The sequence below is a fragment of the Streptomyces changanensis genome, from assembly GCF_024600715.1.
In the GTDB taxonomy this organism is placed as follows: Bacteria; Actinomycetota; Actinomycetes; order Streptomycetales; family Streptomycetaceae; genus Streptomyces; species Streptomyces changanensis.
Genome location: NZ_CP102332.1, coordinates 454,802 through 479,116, shown reverse-complemented (window position 1 = coordinate 479,116; position 24,315 = coordinate 454,802). Strand labels below are relative to the sequence as shown.

Annotated in this window: 23 protein-coding genes and 1 pseudogene; 15 read left to right on the top strand and 9 right to left on the bottom strand. The window is 76.1% G+C overall.

Features of this window, described 5'->3' with window-relative positions:
- Positions 1-67: 67 nt before the first annotated feature.
- The 4 genes from NRO40_RS02085 to NRO40_RS02065 form a co-directional block, all read right to left on the bottom strand.
- Entirely contained in the window at positions 68-991 is a 924-nt protein-coding gene (locus NRO40_RS02085) for a S1 family peptidase (protein ID WP_058942800.1), read from the bottom strand.
- A gap of 601 nt (positions 992-1,592) precedes the next feature.
- A complete protein-coding gene (locus NRO40_RS02080; RefSeq protein ID WP_058942801.1) occupies positions 1,593-2,822 on the bottom strand; it encodes a cytochrome P450 in 1,230 nt (409 codons plus the stop codon).
- A 1,046-nt stretch (positions 2,823-3,868) separates the two neighbouring features.
- The gene (locus NRO40_RS02070; protein ID WP_058942802.1) at positions 3,869-5,050 is read right to left on the bottom strand and encodes an anhydro-N-acetylmuramic acid kinase; all 1,182 of its coding nucleotides are present in this window, start codon (positions 5,048-5,050) and stop codon (positions 3,869-3,871) included.
- Positions 5,051-5,184: 134 nt separating this feature from the next.
- Positions 5,185-6,498, bottom strand: a complete 1,314-nt coding sequence (locus NRO40_RS02065; protein WP_058942803.1) for an MFS transporter — start codon at positions 6,496-6,498, stop codon at positions 5,185-5,187.
- Between the two features lie 386 nt (positions 6,499-6,884).
- Between NRO40_RS02065 and NRO40_RS02060 the strand changes: the two genes are divergently transcribed.
- The 9 genes and pseudogenes from NRO40_RS02060 to NRO40_RS02025 all read left to right on the top strand — a co-directional run bounded on the left by NRO40_RS02060 (position 6,885) and on the right by NRO40_RS02025 (position 15,493).
- Positions 6,885-8,384 (top strand): sensor histidine kinase, encoded by a 1,500-nt coding sequence (locus NRO40_RS02060; RefSeq protein ID WP_058942804.1) that lies wholly within the window; start codon positions 6,885-6,887, stop codon positions 8,382-8,384.
- A complete protein-coding gene (locus NRO40_RS02055; protein WP_058942805.1) occupies positions 8,381-8,791 on the top strand; it encodes a roadblock/LC7 domain-containing protein in 411 nt (136 codons plus the stop codon). Before NRO40_RS02060 ends, NRO40_RS02055 begins: the two co-directional genes overlap by 4 nt.
- The gene (locus NRO40_RS02050; protein WP_058942806.1) at positions 8,788-9,150 is read left to right on the top strand and encodes a DUF742 domain-containing protein; all 363 of its coding nucleotides are present in this window, start codon (positions 8,788-8,790) and stop codon (positions 9,148-9,150) included. The genes NRO40_RS02055 and NRO40_RS02050 overlap by 4 nt, the downstream gene beginning before the upstream one ends.
- On the top strand, positions 9,131-9,781 hold the full coding sequence (locus tag NRO40_RS02045; RefSeq protein ID WP_058942807.1) for a GTP-binding protein: 651 nt from the start codon (positions 9,131-9,133) through the stop codon (positions 9,779-9,781). The genes NRO40_RS02050 and NRO40_RS02045 overlap by 20 nt, the downstream gene beginning before the upstream one ends.
- Positions 9,778-11,214, top strand: coding sequence for a cytochrome P450 (locus NRO40_RS02040; RefSeq protein ID WP_058942808.1), 1,437 nt, complete (start codon positions 9,778-9,780; stop codon positions 11,212-11,214). The genes NRO40_RS02045 and NRO40_RS02040 overlap by 4 nt, the downstream gene beginning before the upstream one ends.
- A 163-nt stretch (positions 11,215-11,377) precedes the next feature.
- Positions 11,378-12,493, top strand: coding sequence for a selina-4(15),7(11)-diene synthase (locus NRO40_RS02035; protein ID WP_058942809.1), 1,116 nt, complete (start codon positions 11,378-11,380; stop codon positions 12,491-12,493).
- Positions 12,494-12,953: 460 nt separating this feature from the next.
- Positions 12,954-14,321 (top strand): annotated as a pseudogene (locus NRO40_RS02030) (rhodanese-like domain-containing protein); the annotation flags it as partial.
- Positions 14,319-14,675 carry a rhodanese-like domain-containing protein gene (locus NRO40_RS30500; RefSeq protein ID WP_306674896.1) on the top strand — a complete coding sequence of 119 codons (357 nt, stop codon included), beginning with the start codon at positions 14,319-14,321 and terminating at the stop codon, positions 14,673-14,675. The pseudogene NRO40_RS02030 and the gene NRO40_RS30500, both read left to right, overlap by 3 nt.
- Positions 14,672-15,493, top strand: a complete 822-nt coding sequence (locus NRO40_RS02025; protein WP_058942811.1) for a sulfite exporter TauE/SafE family protein — start codon at positions 14,672-14,674, stop codon at positions 15,491-15,493. Before NRO40_RS30500 ends, NRO40_RS02025 begins: the two co-directional genes overlap by 4 nt.
- A 41-nt stretch (positions 15,494-15,534) precedes the next feature.
- On the opposite strand, the gene NRO40_RS02020 is transcribed toward NRO40_RS02025, so the two are convergent.
- Positions 15,535-15,816: a metal-sensitive transcriptional regulator gene (locus NRO40_RS02020; protein WP_058942812.1), complete on the bottom strand. Its 282-nt coding sequence runs from the start codon at positions 15,814-15,816 to the stop codon at positions 15,535-15,537.
- A gap of 268 nt (positions 15,817-16,084) precedes the next feature.
- Here NRO40_RS02020 and NRO40_RS02015 point away from each other — a divergent pair, with 268 nt between their 5' ends.
- A complete protein-coding gene (locus NRO40_RS02015; RefSeq protein ID WP_058942813.1) occupies positions 16,085-17,467 on the top strand; it encodes a cytochrome P450 in 1,383 nt (460 codons plus the stop codon).
- A gap of 54 nt (positions 17,468-17,521) precedes the next feature.
- Positions 17,522-17,800, top strand: coding sequence for a hypothetical protein (locus NRO40_RS02010; RefSeq protein ID WP_058942814.1), 279 nt, complete (start codon positions 17,522-17,524; stop codon positions 17,798-17,800).
- 70 nt (positions 17,801-17,870) lie between these two features.
- Here NRO40_RS02010 and NRO40_RS02005 read toward each other — a convergent pair whose 3' ends face one another.
- A complete protein-coding gene (locus NRO40_RS02005) occupies positions 17,871-19,019 on the bottom strand; it encodes a PEP/pyruvate-binding domain-containing protein (RefSeq protein WP_079047149.1) in 1,149 nt (382 codons plus the stop codon).
- Positions 19,020-19,151: 132 nt separating this feature from the next.
- On the bottom strand, positions 19,152-20,045 hold the full coding sequence (locus tag NRO40_RS02000; RefSeq protein WP_058942815.1) for a universal stress protein: 894 nt from the start codon (positions 20,043-20,045) through the stop codon (positions 19,152-19,154).
- Between the two features lie 257 nt (positions 20,046-20,302).
- Here NRO40_RS02000 and NRO40_RS01995 point away from each other — a divergent pair, with 257 nt between their 5' ends.
- Entirely contained in the window at positions 20,303-20,605 is a 303-nt protein-coding gene (locus tag NRO40_RS01995) for a DUF1876 domain-containing protein (protein ID WP_058942816.1), read from the top strand.
- A gap of 374 nt (positions 20,606-20,979) precedes the next feature.
- Here the strand turns inward: NRO40_RS01995 and NRO40_RS01990 are convergent, their stop codons facing one another.
- The gene (locus NRO40_RS01990) at positions 20,980-21,615 is read right to left on the bottom strand and encodes a CBS domain-containing protein (RefSeq protein ID WP_058942817.1); all 636 of its coding nucleotides are present in this window, start codon (positions 21,613-21,615) and stop codon (positions 20,980-20,982) included.
- 126 nt (positions 21,616-21,741) lie between these two features.
- A complete protein-coding gene (locus NRO40_RS01985; protein WP_257375315.1) occupies positions 21,742-22,200 on the bottom strand; it encodes a Crp/Fnr family transcriptional regulator in 459 nt (152 codons plus the stop codon).
- A 417-nt stretch (positions 22,201-22,617) separates the two neighbouring features.
- Here NRO40_RS01985 and NRO40_RS01980 point away from each other — a divergent pair, with 417 nt between their 5' ends.
- The 3 genes from NRO40_RS01980 (at position 22,618) to NRO40_RS01970 (ending at position 24,274) form a co-directional block, all read left to right on the top strand.
- The gene (locus NRO40_RS01980) at positions 22,618-23,301 is read left to right on the top strand and encodes a helix-turn-helix domain-containing protein (protein WP_058941933.1); all 684 of its coding nucleotides are present in this window, start codon (positions 22,618-22,620) and stop codon (positions 23,299-23,301) included.
- Positions 23,302-23,421: 120 nt separating this feature from the next.
- Positions 23,422-23,763: a DUF3040 domain-containing protein gene (locus tag NRO40_RS01975; protein ID WP_107115072.1), complete on the top strand. Its 342-nt coding sequence runs from the start codon at positions 23,422-23,424 to the stop codon at positions 23,761-23,763.
- Positions 23,764-23,782: 19 nt separating this feature from the next.
- A complete protein-coding gene (locus tag NRO40_RS01970; protein ID WP_058941931.1) occupies positions 23,783-24,274 on the top strand; it encodes a hypothetical protein in 492 nt (163 codons plus the stop codon).
- The last annotated feature ends 41 nt before the right edge of the window (positions 24,275-24,315 follow it).

Sequence of the window (24,315 nt, the reverse complement as noted above, 5' to 3'; positions counted from 1 at the left end):
GCGACCCCGACGCGCGGGGCCGGTGACCCGCGGGAAGCGGGCCACCGGCCGTGGTGGGGACGGGAGATCAGATGATGCTCACGCCGTAGGCGCTCAGGGCCTCGGTGACGGGCTGGAAGAACGTGGTGCCGCCCGAGGAGCAGTTGCCGCTGCCGCCGGACGTCAGGCCGAGGGCGGTGGAGCCGGAGAACAGGGCGCCGCCGCTGTCACCGGGCTCGGCGCAGACATTGGTCTGGATCATGCCGTAGACGACGTCGCCGCCGCCGTAGTTCACCGTGGCGTTGAGGCCGGTGACGCGGCCGCTGTGCAGGCCGGTGGTGGAGCCGCTGCGCTGGACCGACTGGCCGACGGTCGCGTTGGCGGCGCCGGTGATGTCCCGGTAGCTGCCGTTGTACAGGTACACCCGTCCGTCGGCGGCGGAGGAGTTGGAGTGGCGGATGATGCCGTAGTCGTTGACCGGGAAGCTGGAGCCGGTCCGCGAGCCGAGCAGGGCGGTCTGCCCGGAGTTGGTGTACCAGGTGCCGGCGATCTCGGTGCAGTGGCCGGCCGTCAGGGCGAAGGTGGTGCCGCTGCTGTTGCGGACGTTGAAGCCCAGCGAACAGCGGCCGCCGCCCGCCGCGTAGATGGCCTGGCCGCCGGCGATGAGCTTGTTGAACTTGCCGGGCGTGCGCTTGATCTCCAGGGCGCCGGCGCGGTCGCCCGCGGCCTTGCGCAGCTCGGCCAGCTCGGCGGCCGACACGGTGGAGTCGGCGGTGACGACGAGCTTGCCGGACTTGGCGTCCGTGTACCAGGCGGTGCCCGGCACGTCGGCGTCCAGGACGGCCTCGCTGACCTGGGCGAGCTCGGCGGTGGTCGCCCGGGTGGCCTCGGCGGTCTCCGCCCCGGCGCTCGGCGCGGCGAGCGCGGTGGCGGTGACCAGGGCGGCGGCGACGGCGGTCAGCCGGGCGCCTCTCGCGAAACCGCCGCGGGGGGTGAAGCGCTTGACGTTCACTGCGTCCTCCGGTGGGGGATGAGTGAGGCCCGTTGGGTGGACGGGCCCGTCAGGTCAGTGCCGGCCCGGCGGTTCCCGGGGCGGTCATGTGCCTGACAAGTGGTGACCCGGGAATCGTGGCGTCCGGTTCACCCTCCCCACAAGACCGGCTTTCGGTCGCTCTACGCGCGTCCTGTCGAAGGGGCGGTCGAATGACCTGTTTCGCCGCGACACGCCGCCGCCGCGCCGCGCGCGCCCCGACCGCGCGGCCACGCCGCGGACGGCCCCGGGAGAGGAGCGGCGCGGCGGCGCGCGGCGACGGCCGGCACGCGGGCCGGGTGACGGGGCGGGCCCTCCGTTCGAGCTGTTCAGCGTTGAACGGACGGCCCGTCACCCCCCGTTCACCCACCCGCGCTCCACGGGTCCGGCGACCCCCGCGCCGCCTCGCGCGTCCCGCCGCGCCGGGCGGCGGGGCCGGCCGCGCGGCCCCTCCGGACTCCGTGGGAACGGTCCCACGCGCCTCTCCCTTATGCGTCAATCACGCCCGTTCGCCCGGGACGGCGCGTGTCCGGATTCCGACCCTCCCCCTCCGGCGACCGGAACCGATGGGGCGGACACGCCGTCACCACGTGACGGGCAACGCCTCCGGACCCCGGATCAGGGCGCTGCGCCGCCACGGCACCCGCTCGGCGGGCACGGCGAGACGCAGGTCCGGCAGCCGGTCCAGGAACGTCTCGACCAGCAGCTCGATCTCCATCCGCGCGAGCAGCGCCCCGGTGCAGAAGTGCGGCCCGTGCCCGAACGACACGTGCGGGTTGGGCGAGCGGTCGACGTCGATCCGCTCCGGGTCGGGGAAGACCTCCGGGTCGCGGTTGGCCGCCAGGTACGACACGTACACCGCGTCCCCCGCCGCGATCCGCACGCCGCGCAGCTCCACGTCCTCCAGCGCGATCCGCGCCAGCCCCACCGACGAGCGGTGCGGGATGTACCGCAGCAGCTCGTCCAGGGCCCGGGGCCGCGCCTCCGGCTCCTCGCGCAGCCGCTCCCGCAGCTGCGGCCGGGTCAGCAGCAGGTACAGCATGTTGCCGCAGTTGTTGGTGACGGCCTCGCCGCCGATCTGCACGGGGCCGACCAGCCCCACCGCCTCCTCCTGGGTGATGTCACCGGCGGCGACGGCCGCGCCGAGGAGCGACAGGATGTCCTCGCCGGCCCCCGGGTCCGCCGCGCGCGCGGCGATCTCCCGGGCGAACCACCCGTACATCTCGTCCTTGGCCCGGCCCGTCGCCGCGGCGCCCTTCGCGGTGAAGAGGATGTCGCTCACCCATCCGCTCATCCGCTCCCGGTCGGCGTCCGGCACGCCCATCAGCTCGCAGATCACCGTGGTCGGGAACGGTTGCAGCACCCGGTCGACCAGGTCCGCCGGGGGCCCGTCGCGCAGCGTGTCGGACACCAGCTCGTCGAGCATCTCCCGGGCCCCCTCCCGCAGCCGCTCCACCGCGCGCGCGGAGAACGCCGGCGCGACGGCGCGGCGCAGCCGGTGGTGGTCCGACGACTCCGCGAACGCCAGCGACCCGGGCCGGGGCTTGAAGTGCGGGGTGATCCTGGTGACCGTCATGTCCGGCACCGGGGCGCGGCTGAAGCGCGGGTCGTTCACTACCGCCTTCACGTCCTCGTACCGGGTCACCAGCCACGCCCAGCCGTCGCCGTGCGGCAGCTGGATCCGGCTCACCGGCCGCTCCCGCATCAGCTCTTCGAGCACCGGGTCGAAGTCGGTGGCCTTGAGGTCGAGCGCCGGCCAGGAGCGCACGGGCGGCGGCTCCAGGGGCGGTGGTGCGACGGTGTCCTCGATCACGCGCGTGTCTCCGTTTCCTGACGATCTCTCCCGACGGCGCCGGCCGACGGCGACGCTGGCCGACGGCGCTGCCCGACGGTGTCCTGGACGGCCCCCTCCCTCACCTTCGGCCCCGGCCGCGCGGACCACCCGCTGGACTACTCCGGACGGTCCGTCCCACCGCCCGGACCGCGACCCGCCGGCCCGGGGCCCGCGTGGGGGCGGGGCCCGGCGGCGAACGGGTGAATGCGGCCGCGTCACCGCCCGCGGGCCCTGACGCTCCCCGGGTCCCCGGGTTGGCAGGGCGGCCCGGGATCCGGGCCCTCGCCGAGAAGGACGGATCGTGATCAAGAAGGTCGTCGCCACCGCCGGCGTCGCCGCAGCCGCCCTCGGGTTCTGCTCGCCCGGCGGCCCTCGCCGTCGGCGACCACGCCGTCGACACGCAGAACGGCAACCACTCCCAGCAGGTGTACGGCAACACCGTCACCGGCGGTGTGGCGAACCCGCGGCTCGGTCTGGCCCAGGGCTCCCTGAACAAGCCGTGCGCCGGCGTACCCGTCGCGGCCGACGTGCAGAACATCCTGCTCGTCAACATCGGCGTCCGGGACCCCCTGACGACACGCAGGACCAGCAGTGCGCGGAGAACTCGACGGCGGTCACGGGTGACAGCGCCCTGTCACACCTCCTGGGGAACGTCCCTCCGGAGAACGGCTCCGCCTCCGTCCGCTGACGCGCGTCCCGCGACGGGCCGACCAGGACCTCGCCGGCCGGCCCGTCCGCGTGTCCGCGTGTCCGGTCGGGGAGCCGGCGGCCGTCGCGCGGGCACGGGCCCGGCACCGGCGGCCGGTGACGCGCCCACGGCCCGGCACGGGCGGGCCGGTGACGCGCGCGTACGACCACGCACCGGCGGTCCGTCGCGCACGGGAGGGCCGCGGACCGGCGAGGCGCGAGCGGGCACGACCACACGGGCGGTGGGCCGCGCGGGTACGGCCGCGGACCGGCGAGGCGCGGCGCGCGGGTGCGCGCCGGACCCCGCGGGCGTCGCGTGCGTGCGCGGCTGCGGGGACCTACCGGCGGGGCGGCAGGACGTCGAGCCGCACCGGTGGCGCCGGGGCCGGCTGCGGCAGCCGCAGACCGTGCGCGCCGGGGGTGACCGAGCCGAGGACGCGCGCGTGGCGGGCGCCGGTGCACCCCGGCACGGTGCCGGGCAGGCCGAGGATGGTGAGGAAACCGAGCACGGCGAAGGCGTACGCCTCCTTGGCCGCCGCGGGCAGCCCCAGCTCGTCCGAGACGCGCAGGGGGATGCGCCCCAGCGCGGCCCGCAGCATCGCCGTCAGCGTCGGGTTGCGGACGCCGCCGCCGGACGAGACGACCTCGGTGCCGCCGAGTCCGCGTACCGCCCCCGCGACCGTCTCGGCGGTGAGCCGGGTGACCGTGGCGACGAGGTCCTCGGCGGCGACCGGGGCGCCGTGCGCCGCGAGTGCCGCCCGCAGGTACTCCCCGTGGAACAGCTCCTTGCCGGTCGTCTTCGGCGCCGGCGCCGCGTAGTACGGCTCGGCGAGCAGCCGCCGCAGCAGGGCGGGGTCCACACGGCCCCGCGCGGCGAGCACGCCGTCCTCGTCGACGTCGCGCGCGCCGCCCGTGACGAGCCGGACGGCGGCGTCGACGAGGGCGTTGCCCGGTCCGGTGTCGAAGGCCACCGGCCCCGCGGGGCCGGTCGCGACGGTGACGTTGGCGATGCCGCCCAGGTTCAGGGCGACCGGCCGCCCCGGGCGGCCGCGCAGCCACAGCACGTCCACGAGGCTCACCAGCGGAGCCCCCTGACCGCCTGCCGCGACGTCCCGGGTGCGCAGGTCGGAGACGACCGTACGGCCGGTCGCCTCGGCGATCCAGGCCGGCGCCCCGAGCTGCAGCGTGCCGTGGACGCGGCCCCGCTCCACCCAGTGGTACACGGTCTGGCCGTGGGAGACGACGAGGTCGGCGCGCCCGCCGCACAGCTCCCGGTCGGCCCGTACGGCGACGTCGGCGAAGGCCCGCCCGATGCCGGTGTCCAGTCGGCAGACCTCGTGCAGCGTCGTCGCGGCCGGGGGCAGCGCGGCGGCCAGCGCCGCGCGCAGGGCGGGCGGGTAGCCGGCGCTGACCATGCCGAGGGGCCGCAGCGCGAGGGTGTCCCCGGTGAGCGTCAGCTCCGCGGCGGCCGCGTCGACCGCGTCGTACGAGGTGCCCGACATCATCCCGATGACCCGCATCCCTCCACCTCTCCGCGGACCTCTCCCGTCCGTCTTTCGCGTCCGGCCGGCCCCACCCGGTGGGTGAGCCTCCGTTCCCCCCGTCTGCCCGGCTTCACCAGCGACCGCCGGGCCCCCGGCCGGCCGGGGCGTGGTCACTCCCGCAGCGCGCGCCGGTGGTCGTCGCCCCGCAGCGTCGCCAGGGCGAGGGTGCCGACGGCGCAGCAGACGATGACGTAGTACGCGGGGACGTCGGCGCTGCCGGTCCGCCGGGCCAGCTCGGTGACGAGCAGTCCGGCGCAGCCCGAGAAGACCGCGTTGGCCAGGGCGTACGTCACGCCGAGCCCGGTGTGGCGGACGCGGGTGGGGAACATCTCCGCGAGCATGGCCGGACCGGGCCCGGCCATGAGGCCCACCACGGCCCCGGCGGCCGCGACCGCGACGCCCTTCGCCCACGGCGGTGCGTCCGGGGCCTGGAGCAGGCGCAGCAGGGGCAGCGCCGCCACCGCCGCCAGCAGTGCGCCGCTCACCATGACGGCCCGTCGGCCGACCCGGTCGCTCAGCGCGCCGGCCGGCAGGATCGCGGCGGCGAAGCCGAGGTTGGCCACCACGGTCGCGGCCAGCGCCTCCCGCAGGCTCGCTCCGAGGGACGCCTGGAGGTAGGAGGGCAGTACCACGAGGAAGGTGTAGCCGGCCGCCGACCACGCCATCAGCCGCCCCGCGCCGAGGACGACCGCCACCGCCGCCTCCCGTGCCGACGCGGCCGGCCGGGCCGCGGGCGCGGTGGCGCGGGCCCGGCGGAACGCCGGCGTCTCCTCCAGGGCCAGCCGCAGCCACAGCGCGGTCAGCCCCAGCGGCAGCGCCAGGAGGAACGGCAGCCGCCACCCCCACGCCTCGACCTGCGGGCCGGTCAGCGCCGTCGCGACGAGCGCGGCGGCCCCGGCCCCGGCGAGCAGCCCGAGGGCCACCGTGAACGACTGCCAGGCCCCGTACAGGCCCCGCCGCCCGGGTGGCGCCGACTCGGTCAGCACCGCGACCGCGCCCCCGAACTCACCGCCCGCCGACAGGCCCTGCACGACCCGCAGCGCCGTCAGCAGCCAGGGCGCGGCGGCCCCCGCCACGGCGTACGTGGGCAGCAGGCCCATCAGGGTCGTCGCGCCGGTCATCAGCGAGAGCACCAGGATGAGCGTCGGCCGCCGCCCGATCCGGTCGCCCAGCCGGCCGAAGACGACGGCGCCGACGGGCCGGAAGAAGAAGGCCAGCGCGAAGGCGGCGTAGGTGCGGACGAGCGCCTCTGCCCCGTCGCCGCCGTCCGGGGTGAAGAAGTTCCGGGCGACGACCGTCGCGAGGTACCCGTACACGCCGAACTCGTACCACTCGATGAAGTTGCCCACCGACGCGGCGACGAGCGCCCGGGGCGAGCGCGCCGCCCCGGGGGCCCCCGCCGGGTCCCGTACGGACGTGGTCATGGGCAGAGCCTGCCACGCGGTGGGGCGTTCACGGGAGCAACCGCAAGGCCAGCGCGTCGCCGCGGGCCGTGCCCGCGCGGCCGTCGCGCCGGGGCGCGGAGCGGGGGACCACCGCCGCGCCGCGGACCGGGGCCGGGCCCGTGCGGCGGCCGGTGGGCGTTGCGGTGAGCGAAGGGCACCGCGCTGACGGGGTGTCCGGCACGGGGGCGCGGGAGAACCTCGCCAAGGGGATCAAGTCCCGCCCTCTGCACCGGATTCACAAGAAGCGGAACCTTGGGCAAACATCGGGCCATTACGTGACCCTGCGTCAAGAGTGCTCACCCGAACGGGCTATGCTCGGCGCTCGTCGTCATTGATCTTTTTCGTCGATGGGTTTGAGGGTGCTGATGGTCCGCGAGGAATCGTCGCCCGGAAGTGGAAGCCCGCGGTCCGCGGCATCTTTCGTGTGGCTGCTGCCCGCCGCTCTGATCGCCGTCGCCACCGGGGTCGCCGTGACCCTGGTGCCGACTGCCGCACGGGGGCCGGTCGTGGCCTGCGGGGTGGTGTCCGCCCTGGCGCTGGCCCTGCTCGGCGCCGAGGTCGCACGCCGGGGGCGGGTGATCGGGGAGCTGCGCCGTACGGTCGCCGCCCGCGACACTGCCCTGGCCCGACGGCACGCCGAGACCGCCCACCTGGCGGGCACGCTGCTCCCGGACGCCGTGCGGCGGCTGCGCGAGGGGGAGTTCCCCGAGGACGTCATCGGTTCGCTCACGGCCCCTGAGGAGCACCAGGCCGTCGTCCGTGTCGTCGTCGACGCCGTCGTCGCCGAGGAGGACCTGCGCGAGTCCGCGCAGCGCGCCTTCGTCAACATCGCCCGCCGCGTCCAGGCGATCGTGCACCAGCAGGCCCAGGAGCTGCGCGAGATGGAGGACCGGCACGGCAACCGCCCCGAGGTCTTCGGCGACCTGCTCCGCATCGACCACGGCACCGCCCTGATCGGCCGCCTCGCCGACTCGATCGCCGTCCTCGGCGGTGCCCGCCCGGGCCGCCAGTGGAGCCGGGCCGTACCGCTGTACAGCGTGCTGCGCGGCGCCATGTCGCGGATCATCGACTACCAGCGCGTCGAACTGCACTCCGTCACCGAGGTCGCCGTCACCGGCCCCGCCGTCGAGCCCCTCATCCACGCGCTCGCCGAGCTCCTCGACAACGCCACCCGCTACTCGCCGCCGCAGACGAAGGTCCACCTGACCGCCGTCGACGTGCAGTCCGGCATCGCGGTCGAGATCGAGGACGGCGGCGTCTCCATGAGCGAGGAGGCCCGCAAGCGCGCCGAGCGGATGCTCCGTCAGGCCCAGCAGGGCATCGACCTCAACGACCTGGGTGAGACCCCCCGCCTCGGCCTCGCCGTCGTCGGCCGGCTGGCGCAGGCGTACGGCTTCCAGGTCTCGCTGCGCTCCTCCGCCTACGGCGGTGTCCGCGCCGTCGTCGTCGTGCCGCAGGAACTGATCACCACCGTCGCCGCGGCCTCCGGCCTCGCCCACGGCATCGGCGCCTCCTCCGTGCCCCGCACCGCCGTCCCGGCCGCCCCGGCCGTCCCCGCCTCCCTCCCGGCCCGCGCGGAGCGTCCCGCGACCGGCCCGATGGTGGACGGCGAGGTCCCGCCGACGGTCGAGCGGGCCCCGAACGGCCTGCCGCAGCGGCGCCGCAGGCAACCGCTCGCCGAGCCGCCGCAGTCCGCGGCCGCCGCACCGGCCGCACCCTCGGAGCAGGCGTCGCCGGCGCCCGCGACCCCGGCTCCCGACCAGGAGCCGTCACCTCAGGTGCAGCCCGGGATGTGGCTGGCCGCCTTCCAGAGCGGCCTGACCGGGGAGCCCAACGACGCAAGCAAGGGGAACTCGCAGCAATGATCAAGCAGCAGGCCAATATGGACTGGATGCTCAAGGACCTCGCGGAAGGCGTGCCGCAAACCCGACACGTGGTCGTGCTCTCCGCCGACGGTCTGCGCATGGCCCAGTACGGCACCGACGACGACACCGCCGACCGGCTCGCCGCGGCGTGCGCCGGGCTCCAGTCGCTCGCCGGCGCCGTCGCCTCGGAGCTGCCGCACAGCGACGGGCGCATGCGGCTCGTCGTGATCGAGATGGACGGCGGCTTCTTCTACCTGATGGCCGCGGGCGTCGGCGCGTACCTGGCCGTGCTCGCCGGCGAGGGCGTCGACGCGGGGCTGATGGGCCAGCGCATGCGGGACCTCGTCCTGCGGATCGGGGAGCACCTGAGCAGCCCGCCGCGCCAGGATGGGCAGGGCGCCAGGTGAGCGACGCGGGCGGCGGTGACTGGGAGGAAGCCAGTCCCGAGCGGCTCTACGTGATCACGGGGGGACGCAGCGGCGGGTCGGCGCCCGCCGAACTGGACCTCGTCACGCTCATCGTGGCGAAGTCCGGGGCGAAGCCCGGGATGCAGCCCGAACACGCGGCGATCGTGCGGCTGTGCCAGTCGCCGCTGTCGGTGGCGGAGATCTCCGCCTACCTGGGCCTCCCGATCAGTGTCGTCACGGTGCTGCTCGGCGACCTCCTCGCCGACAACCGCATCGTCGCCCGCGCTCCCGTCCCACCCGCCCGACTCCCCGACCGCGCGTTGATTGAGGCAGTGATCGATGGACTACAGAAGCTCTGAGCAGCACGGCTCCGAGCAGCACGGCGACGGCGCGGTGCGGGGGCCGCGCAGCGAGGACGTGCTGCCGGAGACGGCCACCACCGCCGTCAAGGTGGTGATCGTCGGCGGGTTCGGCGTCGGCAAGACCACCTTCGTCGGTTCCGTCAGCGAGATCCGTCCCCTCACCACCGAGGAGACGATGACGCAGGCCGGGGTCGGCGTCGACGACACCTCCGGTGTCGACGGCAAGACCTCGACGACCGTCGCCATGGACTTCGGCCGGATCAGCATCAACCAGGAGCTGGTCCTGTACCTGTTCGGCACGCCCGGCCAGGAGCGCTTCTGGTTCCTGTGGCGGGGCCTGTTCGAGGGCGCGCTCGGCGCGGTCGTGCTCGTCGACACCCGCCGCCTGGAGGTGAGCTTCGACGTGCTCGGCCGGCTGGAGGAGCGCCGTGTGCCGTTCGTGGTCGCCGTGAACACCTTCCCGGACGCGCCGGCGTACCCGGTCGAGGACCTGCGCGTCGCCCTCGACCTGCCCGCGTCCGTGCCGATCGTGCCCGTCGACGCCCGCGAGCGCGCCTCCAGCCGGGACGTCCTGATGACGCTGATGCGCTACCTCCAGACCCTCGCCATGACCCAGGAGGCGTCATGACCACCCGCGGGACCGACCCGGCCGCCGGCCTCACCCCGCCTCCCGGCTGCCCCGCCCACGCCCTCGGGGCCGGTGCCCCGCGCCGCATCTACGGTCCCGAGGCCGAGCGCGACCCGCGGGCCCTGTACGAGGAGCTGCGCCGCCGGCACGGCCCGGTCGCCCCGGTCCTGCTCCACGGCGACCTTCCCGCCTGGATCGTCCTGGGCCACCGGGAGAACCTTGAGGTCATGCGGTCGCCGTCGCGGTTCTCCAACGACTCCCGGCTGTGGCGGATGTTCCAGGAGGGGCGGGTCCCCGCCGACTCGCCGCTGCGCCCCATGGTCGAGTGGCAGCCGATGTGCGTCTTCGCCGACGGGGCCGAGCACGAGCGCCTGCGGTCGGCCGTCCGCGACAGCGTGGAGCAGTTCGACCGCCGGGGCGTGCGCCGCTACGTCATCCGCTACACCGACCAGCTCGTCGACGCGTTCGCGGCGGAGGGCCGGGCCGACCTCATCGAGGACTTCGCGGAGAAGCTGCCGATGCTGGTGATGACCCAGCTGCTCGGCATGCCCGAGGAGTACGGGCCGCAACTCGTCGAGGCCACCCTCGACCTGTTGAAGGGCACCGAGACGGCGGTCGCGAGCAACGAGTTCGTCGTCCGGACGCTGCGGACGCTCATGGAGCGCAAGAAGGCCGAGCCCGGGCACGACTTCGCCAGCCGGCTCCTCGGCCACGAGGCCGACCTCACGGACGACGAGGTGCTGGAGCACCTGCGGCTCGTGCTGATCTCCGCCAACGAGACCACCGTCAACCTCATCGCCAACACGCTGCGGCTGGTCCTCACCGACCGCCGCTTCCGCGCGAACCTGGCCGGTGGCCACATGACGCTGCCGGACGCGCTGGAGCAGGTCCTGTGGGACGACCCGCCGCTGTCGGCGATCACCGGGCGCTGGGCGACCGGGGACACCGTCCTCGGCGGCCGGCAGATCAAGGCCGGGGACATGCTGCTGCTCGGGCTCGCCGCCGGCAACGTCGATCCGGAGATCCGCCCCGACCTCGACCGGCCGCTGCTCGGCAACCGGGCGCACCTCGCCTTCAGCAGCGGGCCCCACGAGTGCCCCGGCCAGGACATCGGCCGCGCCATCGCGGACACCGGTGTGGACACGCTGCTGTCGCGCCTGCCGGACCTGCGGCTCGCCGTGCCGGAGAGCGAACTGCGCTGGTCCGCCGCGTGGTTGTCGAAGCGGCTGGCGGCCCTCCCCGTGCGGTTCACGCCACCCGCCTCCGCGGTGGCGCCGAGCGGTCCGGCCGCGCCGAAGGACTTCGCGTCGACCGCGCCGGGGCCCCTGCCCGCACAGGTACCCGGCCCGAGGTCGGACGCCCAGGCGGCGCCGCGGTCCTCGGCGTCCGCCCGCAGGAGCTGGCGGAGTGCTTTCTTCCGCTCCGCCGACTGACGTCGGGGGGTATGTCCGGGTCGGCGGGGATCGTCCCGGTGGGAACGGCGGCCATGGGTGGCTACTATGCGCCGTAGTTGATCACTTCGGCGCGCAAGTGGCGTGTTCTGACGCTTCGTTGCCCCGGAACGACACGTCGCACCGCGACGAGGAGGAGGCCGCAGTGGGGCCCGGTCCGACAGTGCCGCCGCTCTTCTCTCCCATCCCGCCGGCCATCCACCCGTGCCACGCCCGGGCCGACGCCCGGACGGCGGCCTGGGCCGAGATCTTCCGCATCGGCTCCGACGAACTGCGCGGGCGGCTCGTCTCCCGGTCCATCGGCACCTTCGCCGCCCGTGTCCTCCCCGAGGGGCGCGAGGAGGTCGTCTCGCTCCTCGCGGACTTCGTCCTGTGGCTCTTCGGCCTCGGCCACTGCGAGGAGGGCGAGCGCGGCCGCCGCCCCGGCGACCTCGCCGGGGAGCTGCACCGCCTGCTGCGCGTCGCCCAGAACCCCGAGGTGCCGCTGCTCCTCGACGACCCGCTGGCGGCCGGCCTGCGGGACCTGCGGCTGCGCATCGACCGGTACGGCACCCAGGGCCAGGCGGCGCGCTGGGTGGACGCCCTGCGCGAGTACTTCTTCTGCCTGGTGTGGGAGGCGGCCCACCGCCGGGCCGGTACGGTCCCGGACCTCGACGACTACACCCTGACGCGCCTCTACGACGGCGCCACCTCGGCCGTGCTGCCGCTCCTGGAGATCGGCCACGGCTACGAGCTCCAGCCGCACGAGCGGGACCGCACGGCGGTGCGCGCGGCGGCGGAGATGGCCTCGTTCGTCATGACCTGGGACCACGACATCCTCTCGTACGACGAGGAGAGGAAGGGCGGGGGCGCCACCGGCTCCCACCTCACCGTGCTCCGCGTCCTGGAGCATCACGAGGGGCTGACGCCACAGCAGGCCCTGCGCGTGGCGATCTCCCAGCGGGACCGGGTCACTTGCCTGTACTTGCGTCTCACCGAGCACCTGGCCGCACACGGCAGCCCACAGCTGCGCCAGTACCTGCGCACCCTCGGCAGCTTCATCCGGGGTGCCCAGGACTGGGGCGTCGGCTCCGCCCGGTACACGCGCCCGGGCGACCCGACCGGGACGTCCTCCACCTTCCGGGACACCCCCGTGGACGGTGGCGGCGAGCCCCTCGACATCCCCGCCGTCTCCTGGTGGTGGAACCTCCTGCCCCCCGGCGGGGACGCGGACGCCACAGCCGACCCGTCGACGCGCGCAGCCGCGCGCGGGACCCACTAGGGCCCCCGGCGCAGCCAGGCCTACGCGCCCCCCGCGAGGTCGCCTCGGCGGTGGCGCACCGCGACCGGGTGCCCGTGACCGTCGGGCCGCGCCACGGCTGAGGCGTGCGTAGGTGCGGCGCGGGGTCCGCCACACGGCGGTCCGGGGCCGGGGTCCGGATCAGGGTCCGTGGGCAAGGCGGGCGCGGGCCTGGGGCGGGAGCCTCGGCTTCCGGGGGGCGTGCGTCGCGCGCGGAGGGGGCGACCCGTTCCGTCGCCCCGCCGGATCCCCGGCCGACCCGCCCGATCCCGCCGCCTTCCGGCCGACCCGGCCCGTCCCGTGGGCGGTGGGGACGGCTCGATCTCCCCTTGTGCGGCACCGGCGCACGGCGAACGATACCCCCGGGGGTACCGGGCCACGCTCGCCCGGACACCCCCGGAGGTACGTTCCGCGACCCGGAAGCGCCGAAAGGAGTGTGCTGGTGTTCTTCGTCGACACCATCAGGACCGAAGGGCTCGGCAACCGCAGCTATCTGGCGGGAGGGGCGGAGCACGCGGTCGCCGTCGACCCGCCGCGCGACGTCGACCGGGTGCTCGCCGCCGTCGCGGCGCGCGGCGTGCGCCTCACGCACGTCGTCGAGACGCACGTCCACAACGACTACGTCACCGGCGGTCCCGACCTCGCCCGCCTCACGGGCGCCGCCTACCTCGTCCCCGCCGCCGCGCGGGTCTCCTGCGCCCACGTCCCGGTGACCGACGGCGACCGCACCCCGATCGACACGGGACTGGTCCTGCGGGCCCTCGCCACCCCCGGCCACACCCCGCACCACACCGCGTACGTCCTGGAGGACTCGGGCACCGCGGTCGCCGCCTTCACCGGCGGCTCCCTCCTGATCGGCACCGTCGGCCGCCCCGACCTCGTCGAGCCGGGACTCACCGAACGGCTCGCCCGTGCCCAGTACGCCTCCGCGCACCGGCTCGCCGCCGAACTCCCCGACGACACCGCCGTCCTGCCCACGCACGGCTTCGGCAGCTTCTGCGCCTCCGCGAGGAACGGCGCCGGCGGCGAGACGTCGACCATCGGCGCGGAGAGGGCCGGCAACGCCGCCTTCGCCGCCGCGGACGTGGACGCCTTCGTCGCCGACCTCATCGCCGGCCTCGACGACGTCCCCGCCTACTACGCGCACATGGGCCCGCTGAACGCCGCCGGCCCGGCCCCCGTCGACCTGACACCGCCCGCCGTCGCCGACGCCGACGGGATCGCCGCGCGCCTCGCGGCGGGGGAGTGGGTCGTGGACCTGCGCAGCCGCGTGGCCTTCGCCGAAGGGCACGTCGCCGGGTCGTTCAACTTCGAGGCGGAGGGCCAGCTCGCCACCTACCTCGCCTGGCTCGTCCCCTGGGGGCGTCCCGTCACCCTGCTCGCCGCGACCCCCCGGCAACTCGCCGAGGCACAGCGCGAACTCGTCCGCGTCGGCGTGGACCGCCCCGCCGCGGCCGCCACCGGCGATCCGACCGGCTGGGTACGGGACGGCGAGGCCCTCGTCTCCTACCCCCGCGGCACCTTCGCCGACCTCGCCGAGGCCACCGCCCGCGCACCGCGGGACACCGTCGTCCTCGACGTGCGCCGCGACCGCGAGCGCGCCGCCGCGGGCCACGTCGAGGGCTCCGTACACATCCCCCTGCACCTGCTCCGCGCGCGCCAGGGGGAGATCCCCGCCGGGAGGGTGTGGGTGCACTGCGCGGCCGGGATGCGGGCCGCCGTGGCCGCGTCGCTGCTGCACGCGGCGGGACGCGACGTCGTCGCCGTCGACGACTCCTTCGACGCCGCCGCCGAGGCGGAGCTGCCCGTGGTGCGGCCCCTCTGCGAGCGCGTGACGGCCCGCCAGGCCCACCACCGGACCGCCGCGGCCGGCGGGGCCGTCCTCCTCGACGTGCGGGAGGAACCGGAGTGGCGGGCGGGCCACGCGCCCGGGGCGGTCCACGCACCGCTCTCCGCCCTCCGCGCCGGCGCCCCGGTCCCCGCCGCCGCGCTCGACCGGCCGCTCGTGGTGATCTGCCGCTCCGGGCAGCGCTCCCAGCACGCGGCGGCACTCCTCACCCGGCGGGGGCGGCGGGCCGTCGACGTCGAAGGCGGCATGCACGCCTGGGCGGGCGCCGGCCTCCCGGTGGTCGACGCGGGCGGGAACCGCGGCTCGATAGCGTGACCGTCCTCGTCCTGGCCCTCACCGCGGGCGCCGTCGTCGGCCTGGCGCTCGGGGCGCTCGGCGGGGGCGGCGGCGTCCTGGCCGCACCCGCGCTGATCTACCTGCTCGGCTTCGGCCCCGTCGAGGCCACGACCGCCGGGCTCGTCGTCGTCGCCGTCACCTCCGCGACCGCGCTCTACGGGCACGCCCGCGACGGCCGGGTGCGGTGGACGGCCGGCGCGCTCTTCGCCGCCGCCGGCGCGGTACCGGCCGTCCTCACCGCGTCGCTCGCGGACGGGGTGCCGCGGCCCGTCCTCACCCTGGCGTTCGCCGCCGTCGCCGCCCTGGCGGCCCTCCGGATGCTGCGCCCCGCCGCCGACCCGGACGACGACGCCCGGGACCCGGCCGAGCCCCCGGCCGCCGAGCCCCCGGCGCGCGACGGTCCCACGCCTGGTGCCCCGCGGCCGCGGCCGCTGCGGGCCGCCGGGGCCGGGGCAGGGGTGGGCGCGTTGACCGGCTTCCTCGGCGTCGGGGGCGGCTTCCTCGCCGTACCGGCCCTCGTCGGCATGGTCGGCCTGCGCATGCGCGCGGCGGTCGGCACCAGCCTGCTCGTCATCACGGCGAACGCGCTGACCGCGCTCGTCGCCCGCGCCGGTACGGCGGCCCCCGTGGACTGGGCCGTGGTGGCGCCCTTCACCGGCGCCGCCGTCCTCGCCGCCTGGGACGGCCGGCGTCTCGCCGCGCGGGTCCCGGCCACCGCCCTGCGTCGGATCTTCGGGAGCGCGCTGCTCGCGGTGGCCGCGCTCATGGCCGTCGACGGGACCGCCCGCCTCCTGTGACCCCCCGGCTCCTGTGACCCCCCGGCGGCGCCGGGCGGACCTCAGGCGAGGGAGAGGAACAGCTTCTCCAGGCGGGTGCGCGCCTCCTCGCGGTCGCCGGCCGTGCCGCCACCGTCGCCCGTCATGCACTGCCGCAGGCCCGTGGCGATGATCGCGAAACCCGCCCGGTCGAGGGCGCGCGCCGCCGCGGCCAGCTGGGTCACGACCTCCTCGCAGTCGCGGCCCTCCTCCAGCATGCGGATCACCCCGGAGATCTGCCCCTGCGCCCGCCGCAGCCGGTTCAGCACCGACTTCAGCTCCGCGCCCGTGAGTTCGAGCTCCACGACCCCTCCTCACCGATGCTCCGGCCACCCCGGCCACCCCGGATACCCCAGGGGGTAAGGTACCGCGCCCCGCCGCTCCGGCGGGGGCGGACAGGCGGGTCGCCGGGGCGGTGCGGCGGTCGCCGGGGCGCAGGTCACAACGGCCGGAAAGGCGCCTGCCCTGACGCGATCATGACTCCCCCGTGGGGGCTTCTGCGGAAGAATCGCCCCGTGCGCGGCCGCCCGCACCGGGTCGTGCCCCAGGTCCGACCGGCGCAGGGAGAGATCGATGACGACCATCACCAGCAGGCGCGTCCCCGGCCCGTCGGGCCTGCCCCTCGTCGGCTCGCTCCTCGACCTCAAGCGGGACCTCCTCGGGACCCTCCTGGCCGCCCACCGGGCACACGGCGACGTCGTACGGATCACGGCGGGACCACCGGGGCTGCGTTCGGAGTTGTACGCCGTGTTCTCCGCCGAGGGCGCCCAGCAGGTGCTGGCCACCTCGTCCGCGAACTTCCGCAAGGACAACGTTTTCTACCAGGAGGTGCGCCTGTCGCTCGGCAACGGCCTGCTCACCAGCCAGGATGACGAGTACCTGCGCCAACGGCGGCTGGTGCAGCCGTTGTTCACGCCCCGACGCGTCGACCGCTACGCCGACGCCCTCACCGCCGAGGCCACCGCCCTCACCCGTGCCTGGCGGGACGCCCCCGGCGCCACCGTCGACCTCGCCGACGAGACGAACGAGCTGACGCTGCGCTCGGTCGCCCGCGTCCTGTTCGGCACCGACGTCGAGTCCGCCGTCGACGTCATCGCGCGCTGCTTTCCCGTCATCAACGACTACGTCCTCGGCCGCTCCTACGCGCCCGTCACCCTCCCGCGCGAGTGGCCCACGCCCGGCAACCGCCGGGCCGCCGCCGCGGTGGCCGAACTGTACGCCGAGTGCGACCGCATCATCGCCCGCCGGCGCGCCGACGGAGCACCCGCCCAGGAGGACCTGCTCACCCTCCTCACCCAGGCCGGCAGCGAGGACGGCGACCGCCTCGACCCGTCCGAGGTCCGCGACCAGGTGCTGATCTTCCTGCTCGCCGGCCACGAGACCACCGCCAGCTCGCTCTCGTTCGCCCTGCACCTGCTGGCCCGCCACCCGCGCGAGCAGCGCCTCGCCCGCGAGGAGGTCCACCGGGTCCTCGGCGGCCGCGCGCCGCGCGCCGCGGACCTGACCGCGCTGCCGTACCTCGGCCGGGTCGTCAAGGAGGCCCTGCGCCTCTACCCGGCCGGTCCGATCGTCAGCCGGCGCGCCGTCACCGCCACCCCGGTCGGGGACCACGTCATCCCGGCCGGCGCCGATGTCTTCGTGGCCCCGTGGGTCACCCACCGCCACACCCGCCACTGGCCCGACCCGGAGCGCTTCGACCCGGGACGGTTCACGCCCGAGCAGGAGAAGAATCGTCACCGCTACGCCTGGTACCCCTTCGGCGGCGGCCCCCGGGCCTGCATCGGTCAGCACTTCTCGATGCTGATGTCGGCCCTCGCCCTGGCGGTGGTCCTCCAGGAGTACGAACTGGAGGCGGAGGAGCACGACGTGCCGGTCGACACGGGGCTGACGCTCCACTCCACGGTGCCCCTGCGCTGCCGGGTGCGGCCCTCGTCACATTCCCGCCCGCGGACGTGACCCCGGGGCCCGGCGTCTGCTCTTCCTGGTGTGAGCGAAGGAGACGGGAGTCCGATGAGCGGTGTGAGCGACGAGGAGATCGTCGGCGCGGTGCGCGCGATCGCCGAACTGGAGGAGCGGCGCGAGGCCCTGGCCGAGCGGGTGGGGGAGCTGCGCCGCGCCGTGACGCCCGAGGACCTGGCGGAGCGGGACCGCTTCGGCACGGAGATGGCCGTGGTGACCGACCTGATCCTGCTGGAGTGCGTCGAGACGCTGGACAGGCTGGGCCTCACGACGGCGGCCCAGGCGGTCCGGCGCGTGCTGGACGAGGAGGGCCCCGCCGGCCAGGGATGACAGCCCGCCCGCGAGGCGGCCGGCCCGCACCGAGTCCGGCCGCCCTGGGCTCGGCCCGGCCGCTCGGGCCTCAGTCCGGCCGGTCGTCCTTTGTCCGCCCGGGTGCCGCGCCGTCGGCGGCGGGCCGCGCCGCCGCGCCGGCCGTCGCCGCCCGAACGGCCGGCTCGCCGACGAAGCTCCGCAACGTCCACAGCCTGCCGCGTTCGACGGTGAACGCCACGCCGCACACGTCCCGGTGGTGCTCCTCCAGCCGCCGCAGGTGCCCGCACAGCGCCGCGTACGCGTCCGGGTCGAGCCGCGCGAACTCCGCCAGCGGCAGCGGGTCGCGTGTACCGGAGGCGACGTCCTCGCCCTGCGCGCCGGGCAGATAGCCCCCGTACACCCCGGGCCCGCCGGCGACCGGGTCGCGGGTGAGGGCCACGCCGCTGCCCGACGCGGCGTCCCGGTTGCCGAAGACCATCGTCTGCACGGTCACGGCCACGCCCGGCTCGTCCGGCAGCCCCGCCCGGCGCCGGTGGAGCCGGGCGGGCTCGCCGGCCCAGGAAGCGAACGCCGCCCGCACGGCCCGGTGCAGCTGCTCGACCGGGTCCTGCGGGAAGTCCTCCCCGGTCCGCTCGCGGACCACGTCCTTGTACGTCTCGACGATCCGGATCAGGTCGCAGGCGTCCAGCCGCGAGTCGTCGGCGACATGGTGCTGGTCCTCGATCCGGTGCAGCACGCCGTCGAAGAGCGCCGGGTCCACCCCCATCACCGCGGTGCCGAACGCCCGTACCAGGCGCCGGTAGGAGTCCCACGCGAACCGCTCCCGCGCCGGGGTCCCGGCCAGCCCCAGCACGGCGTGATCGTTCAGCCCCACGTCGAGGACCGTCGGCATCAGCCCCGGTACGGCGACCCGTGCCCCGGGCCGCACCGAGAGCAGCAGCGGGTCGTCCACGCGTCCCAACCGCCGCCCGGCGGCACGTTCCAAGCGGGCCAGGTGCGCCGCCAGCTCCGCGTCGAGTCCGGGGGGCGGCGCCCCGGTCGCGAGGAACACCCGACACGCCTCGCTGGTCACGGTGAAGCCGGCCGGTACCGGCAGCCCCAGGCGCAGCAGCCCGGTCAGATCGGCGCCCTTCTCGCCCAGCAGCCCGACGGGGTCGACGCCCGGACCGCCCGGCGGACCGGACCCGTCGCGGCCGTCTCCCGGCTCCTCGGCGACGTCGTACACGTAACGGACCATCGCTGCACGTCCTCCGGCTGAAGTGGGTCGGTGCGAACGGGCGGGTTCCCTCCAGGACCAGCGTGCCACCGCGGGTGCCCGGACCGCCCGCCCCGCGCCGGAGCGGTCACGGCACCGTGCGGCGGGAGCCGGTCAGGCGTGCGGCACGACCGCGACCGGGCCCGGCGCGTGGTGCAGCACCGCGTGCGCCACCGAACCGATCCTCGTCCCCACCGGCGCGCGCCGCACCCGGCGGCCCACGACGACCAGGCCCGCGCCGGTGACCACCGACAGCAGCACCTGGCCCGCGCTGCCCAGCTCGACGTGCTCCCTCACCGGCACGCCCGGGTACCGCTCCCGCCACGGGGCCAGCGCCTCCGCCAGCGCCTTCTCCTCGTACGGCACCAGACCCCCGGCCTCGTCGACCGGGCGCAGCGCCCCGGGGGTGTAGGCGTACACCGACGGCAGGCTCCAGGCCCGTACCGCGCGCACCCCGACGCCCCGGGCCGCCGCGGCCGCGAAGGCGAAGCCCAGTACCGCCGCGCTCTCCCGCGCGTCGCCCTGCTGTCCCACGACGACCTCGCCGCCGTCCGCGCCGGTCCCCGGCCCGTCCTCGCGCGGCGAGCGCACGGCCACGACCGGGCGGTCCGCCTCCGCGATGACCTGCTGCCCGGACGACCCGAGCAGGAAGCCGAGCAGCGCGCCGTGCCCGCGTGACCCGATGACCAGCATCTCCGCCGCGTTCCCGGCGGTCAGCAGCGCGGGTACGGGGGGCGCGGGCAGGAGCGCGGAGGTCACCTCCAGCCCGGGGTGCCGGGTGCGGACCTCCGCCGCCACCTCCTCCAGCAGGTGGCGCGCCCGCAGCTCCTCGGCGGCGCCGTCCCGCTCCGGCGCGCCGTCCACGGGCTGCCGCAGCCAGGCCTGCACCAGACGCAGCGGCAGCCCGCGCAGCGCGGCCTCCCGTGCCGCCCACTCGGCGGCCGCGAGGCTCTCGGGCGAGCCGTCCACTCCCACCGCGACCGCGCGGTGCGCCGGGGCCTGCGCCATGGGTTCCTCCTCCGTACGTCACGTCAGGTCCGGGTGCCGCGTCACCCGACGGGCGGGAGCGGCCGCGGGCCGCTCCCCAAGGGTCGGAGGGCCCCGGTTCCCCGGCACTGGGGCGGCAAACCGGGGGCCGCCCCGAACGCGCCCGGACGGGGACGGCCGACGTTCCGGCTCGTCCATCCGGGGCATACGGGTGGATCCTGAAGTCGGGGCCGGCAGCGCACCGGCCCGCACCCGATCGACGTGTCGAGGAGGACACCATGGCCCGGACGCTCGAGTGGAAGATCAACATGGAGTTGGTGGAGGAGGGGGACACCACCGAGGCGCGCGCGGTGCTCGACACCGGCAAGGCCACCGTCACCGGCCGCGGCTCAGCCCGCCGCAACCCCGAGGACGCCGACGTCCCGCTGATCGGTGACGAACTGGCCGCCAGCCGCGCGATGGGCGATCTGTCCCGGCAGCTGATGCGCCTGGCCTACAAGGACATCGGCGAGGCGGGCGCGGGCCTGTCGGGCGAGGTCGAGGAGGACGCGCCGTACGGCTGGTCGACGCCGGTCAGCTGAGGTGCCGGGACGAGTGCCGCCGCACGAGCGCAGGGGCCGCGGCGTACGGTCGCGCGGCCGCACCCGGGCGGGGAGGGGCCGCGGACGCGGAGATAGGCGCGGGCGCCCGCCGGCCGTGCGCCCGCTCAGGGGCCGGCAGGCGTGGGCCGGTGTGGGCCGCCCGGCAGGGGTCCGGCAGGCGTGGGCCGGTGTGGGGCCCGGCAGGGCTCCGGCGCCGGGCCCGTGCGCCGTTGTGGGCCCCCGGCACCCCGTGCGCCGGTGTGGCCCCGGCGACGCGTGCCCGGTGCGCGTGTGACCGGGGACGCGGCCCGCCCGCCGGCGGCCTCGGCCGGGGACCGGCGGGGCGGCGAGGGTCCCCGCCGGGTCGCCGGCCCTCAGCCCGTCATGTCGCCGGACGCCAGCGCGCCCGTGTCATCCGTCTCGTAGGCGAGCCGGTCGTCCACGTCCACCACCCCGTCGACGGTCTCGCACAGCCGCACCAGTATCGGCACGAGGCTGCGGCGCTCCAGCATGCCGCTGAGGGTGACCGTCCCGTCGTTCACGTCGACCGTGACGGCCGACGGCGCCAGTCCCATCGTGCGGGTCACGACGTCCTCCAGGATCTCCTCCTGGATCGCGCGGTCGCGCCGCAGGAACAGCTGGAGCAGGTCCCTGCGGCTGAGCACCCCGATGATCCGCCCCGTCCCGTCCACGACGGGCAGCCGCTTGATGCGCCGGCGCTCCATGACGCGGGCCGCCTCGACGGCGCTCCAGTGGGGCCGCGCCACGACGGCGGGGCTGGACATCAGCCCCTCGGCGGTGTTCGTGTTCGGTCCCTGCTCGCCGGAGGTGTGCCGGTGCAGCAGGTCCGCCTCGGAGACCACGCCGACCGGCCGGCCGTCCCCGTCGACCACGGGGACAGCGGTGATGCCGAACTCGTCGAGCAGCCGCGCGATCTCCTTGAAGGACGTGCCGCGCTGCACCGCGACGACCTCCGGCGTCATCAGATCGGCCACGCTGCGGTGCCTCATTCGCTCGCTCGTCCCTTCGCTCGGTCCCCCCACCGAGGATGGGGGACGCGCCGCTCGCGCGCGGCCGGCACTCGCCGGTGACACCCGGGAAACGGACGGAACGCCGCAACCGTCCCCGCCCGGCCGTCAGAGAACGCCGCTGCCGTGCGGGGCGTACATGTCGAGCAGCCGTTCCCGCGTCGCCTGCAACCGGTGGGACAGCACCTGCCCGACCCACTGCGTCAGCGCCAGTCCGAAGGGCGGCTCCGCCTCGCACAGCGTGCGCACCACCGCCGCGTCGAACTCGTAGGCCCGCACCAGGCTCATCGCCTCGGCGCCGAGCTCCCACTCGTACGGCGGGAAGAGCCACGACAGGCCCACGAGCTCGCCGTGGCCGAGCATCTCGATGACGGCGGGACGGCGGCTGCCCGGCACGCGCGAGTCCAGATTGACCGCGCCCGTGCGGACCACCCAGAACCGGTCCGCGGGGCGGTGTTCGTCGAAGACCCGCTCGCCCGGTTCGAACGACACCTCCTCGGCGAGCGCCAGCAGCCGCTCCCGGTGCGGAGCGGGCAGGGCGTTGATCCTCGGTGCTGTGCTGCTCATGTGAACCTCCTGGTGGACCCGCGCACCAGCGTCGTCCGCGCCGCCGGAGCCCGGCGGTGCCACCGGGTGCGCCGGGCGCGCGACCGGACCCGTCCGCGCGCCCCGCCCGGTACGACGGTGTCTTTCGAGCCTACTCACCAACCGGCCGGTAGGCCCCGCCCGCGGGCCCCGGCCCTCGCCCGGGCGATCGGCCGGCTCGCCGACGTCCCCGATCCGGCTCCCGGGCCTTCCCGGCCGCTCCGGGGCGCCCACTGGGGGCGCGCACGGCCGGTCCGGAGCCGCCACGGCCGGTCCGGAGCCGCCACGGCCGGTCCGGAGCCGCCACGGCCGGTCCGCGGTCCCCGGACGGGTTCGTGGGCGCCGCCCGCCCGCGGGCGTCGCCGTGCGGCCGCCCGGGGGCGCGGCTAGCGTGAGGCCATGTCCGGACCCGAGCCACTGAGGAGCGACATCGGCCGCCGCGTGGCCGCCCGCCGCGAACAGCTCGGGCTGTCCCGCGAGGAGGTCGCCCTGCGCTCCGGGTCGGCCCCGGGCTACATCCAGTACCTGGAGGAACAGGCGGCAACCCCCGGCATGGGCTTCCTGCTGCGCCTCGCCGACGCCCTGGAGACCACCGCCGTCGCCCTCGCCGGCGGCACCACGGACCTACCGCCCGGGATCGGGCACGCGGCCCTCCACCCGGAACTCGTCGAACTGACCCCCGCCCAGTGCTGGACGCTGCTCGGCACCCACGGGGTCGGCCGGGTGGCCGTGACCACCCACGAGGGGCCCGCGATCCTCCCCGTGAACTACCTCGTCGCCCAGGGCGAGGTGGCGTTCCGCACCTCCTCCGGGTCCCTCCCGGCCAGGGCCGCCGGCGCGGAGGTCGCCTTCGAGGTGGACCACATCGACGACGCGTTCAGCCGGGGCTGGAGCGTCCTCCTCGTCGGGGACGCCCGCACCGTCACGGAACCGGGTGCGGTCCGCGAGCTGGCGGAGCGGGCGTACACCACTCCGTGGGCGGGCGACGGGCGTGACCTGTGGGTCGCCGTCACGCCCCACCGGGTCAGCGGGCGGCGCGTCGACGTCCGGCACGGCGACGACGCGCCGCTCCCCGAGGTCTGACGCACGAGGTCGGGAAAGGGCCGTGCGGGTGGGCTCGGGACGGGTACCCGGTGCGGGCGACCGGGCGCCGCCCGGCGCGGAGACCCGTCCCAGCAGGAGAACGCACCGGAGGTGGTCGTGATGGCGTCCGGCATGGACGAGGACCGCCTGCTCGCCGAGATCGAGCGGCTCCTCGCGCGCGAGGACCCCGAGCTCGACGCCCGGATGTCGGCCCTCGGCAGGCAGCTGACCGGAGACCCCTTCGAACACGGCGGCCCGGCCGACCGCCCGCGCGACCGCCCGGCCGACGGACCGGGCGGGCGGGACCCCCGCGACTGGCGCAAGGTCACCTTCCTCGTGGCGGTCGTGGTGGCGGTGGTCGGGCTGGTCCTCACGGCGGTGCTGACACAGCCCACGGACCCCGGGACCGACCCGTCGCCACCGCCCGCACCGCCACCCGCCGGGGCGCCCCTCCATCCCTGACCGCCGGCGCTGGTTCTTGGTGCGCCGCCTGCTGAAGGGCGAGGTCACCGGCAGCGCGGACGCGCTGTGGGTCCCGGTGCGCGGCAACCACTGCGGCACCGTCGAGGAGGAGACCGGCCCGCAGCACCGGCCCGCCGGCACCACCCGGCAGCCGCGGGGCGCCGGACGGGCGTACACCGCGGCGTTGGCCAAGGTGAACACCGAACTCGCCGGCGTCGAGGGCTGGAGCCCGCTCCCGGAGCGGATGGAACAGCTGCGCCGCGGCGTCGCCGCCCCGAGATCCACCTCGTGCCGCCGCGCCCCGACGCCGAGAAGGCCGCCGACCTCATGGGCCGCCCGGAGAAGGCCGGTCGCCGGCTCGCCGCCTCCCCGAGGCCCGAGCCACCGCGACCACCGGCCGCGCCGCCCGCGACGAGGCCCGGCACATCCGGGCAGCACTTCGACGGCGCTTCGGGAGGCAGTCGGCGGTCACCGCCTGGCCGGAATGTTCACGAGTTTCGACAGCACCTGAGCCTGCCAAGGCGTTCCTGCTGACCAGGAGCGCGGGGCCGG

Bases quoted from the DNA above. Each gene is read 5' to 3' on its own strand.
- NRO40_RS02065 (WP_058942803.1), bottom strand. From the start codon at position 6,498: ATGACCACGTCCGTACGGGACCCGGCGGGGGCCCCCGGGGCGGCGCGC.
- NRO40_RS02000 (WP_058942815.1), bottom strand. From the start codon at position 20,045: ATGGCGCAGGCCCCGGCGCACCGCGCGGTCGCGGTGGGAGTGGACGGC.
- NRO40_RS02015 (WP_058942813.1), top strand. From the start codon at position 16,085: ATGACGACCATCACCAGCAGGCGCGTCCCCGGCCCGTCGGGCCTGCCC.
- NRO40_RS02070 (WP_058942802.1), bottom strand. From the start codon at position 5,050: ATGCGGGTCATCGGGATGATGTCGGGCACCTCGTACGACGCGGTCGAC.
- NRO40_RS02010 (WP_058942814.1), top strand. From the start codon at position 17,522: ATGAGCGGTGTGAGCGACGAGGAGATCGTCGGCGCGGTGCGCGCGATC.
- NRO40_RS01985 (WP_257375315.1), bottom strand. From the start codon at position 22,200: ATGAGCAGCACAGCACCGAGGATCAACGCCCTGCCCGCTCCGCACCGG.
- NRO40_RS02055 (WP_058942805.1), top strand. From the start codon at position 8,381: ATGATCAAGCAGCAGGCCAATATGGACTGGATGCTCAAGGACCTCGCG.
- NRO40_RS01990 (WP_058942817.1), bottom strand. From the start codon at position 21,615: ATGAGGCACCGCAGCGTGGCCGATCTGATGACGCCGGAGGTCGTCGCG.
- NRO40_RS01975 (WP_107115072.1), top strand. From the start codon at position 23,422: ATGGCGTCCGGCATGGACGAGGACCGCCTGCTCGCCGAGATCGAGCGG.
- NRO40_RS01980 (WP_058941933.1), top strand. From the start codon at position 22,618: ATGTCCGGACCCGAGCCACTGAGGAGCGACATCGGCCGCCGCGTGGCC.
- NRO40_RS02045 (WP_058942807.1), top strand. From the start codon at position 9,131: ATGGACTACAGAAGCTCTGAGCAGCACGGCTCCGAGCAGCACGGCGAC.
- NRO40_RS02005 (WP_079047149.1), bottom strand. From the start codon at position 19,019: ATGGTCCGTTACGTGTACGACGTCGCCGAGGAGCCGGGAGACGGCCGC.
- NRO40_RS02060 (WP_058942804.1), top strand. From the start codon at position 6,885: ATGGTCCGCGAGGAATCGTCGCCCGGAAGTGGAAGCCCGCGGTCCGCG.
- NRO40_RS02040 (WP_058942808.1), top strand. From the start codon at position 9,778: ATGACCACCCGCGGGACCGACCCGGCCGCCGGCCTCACCCCGCCTCCC.
- NRO40_RS01995 (WP_058942816.1), top strand. From the start codon at position 20,303: ATGGCCCGGACGCTCGAGTGGAAGATCAACATGGAGTTGGTGGAGGAG.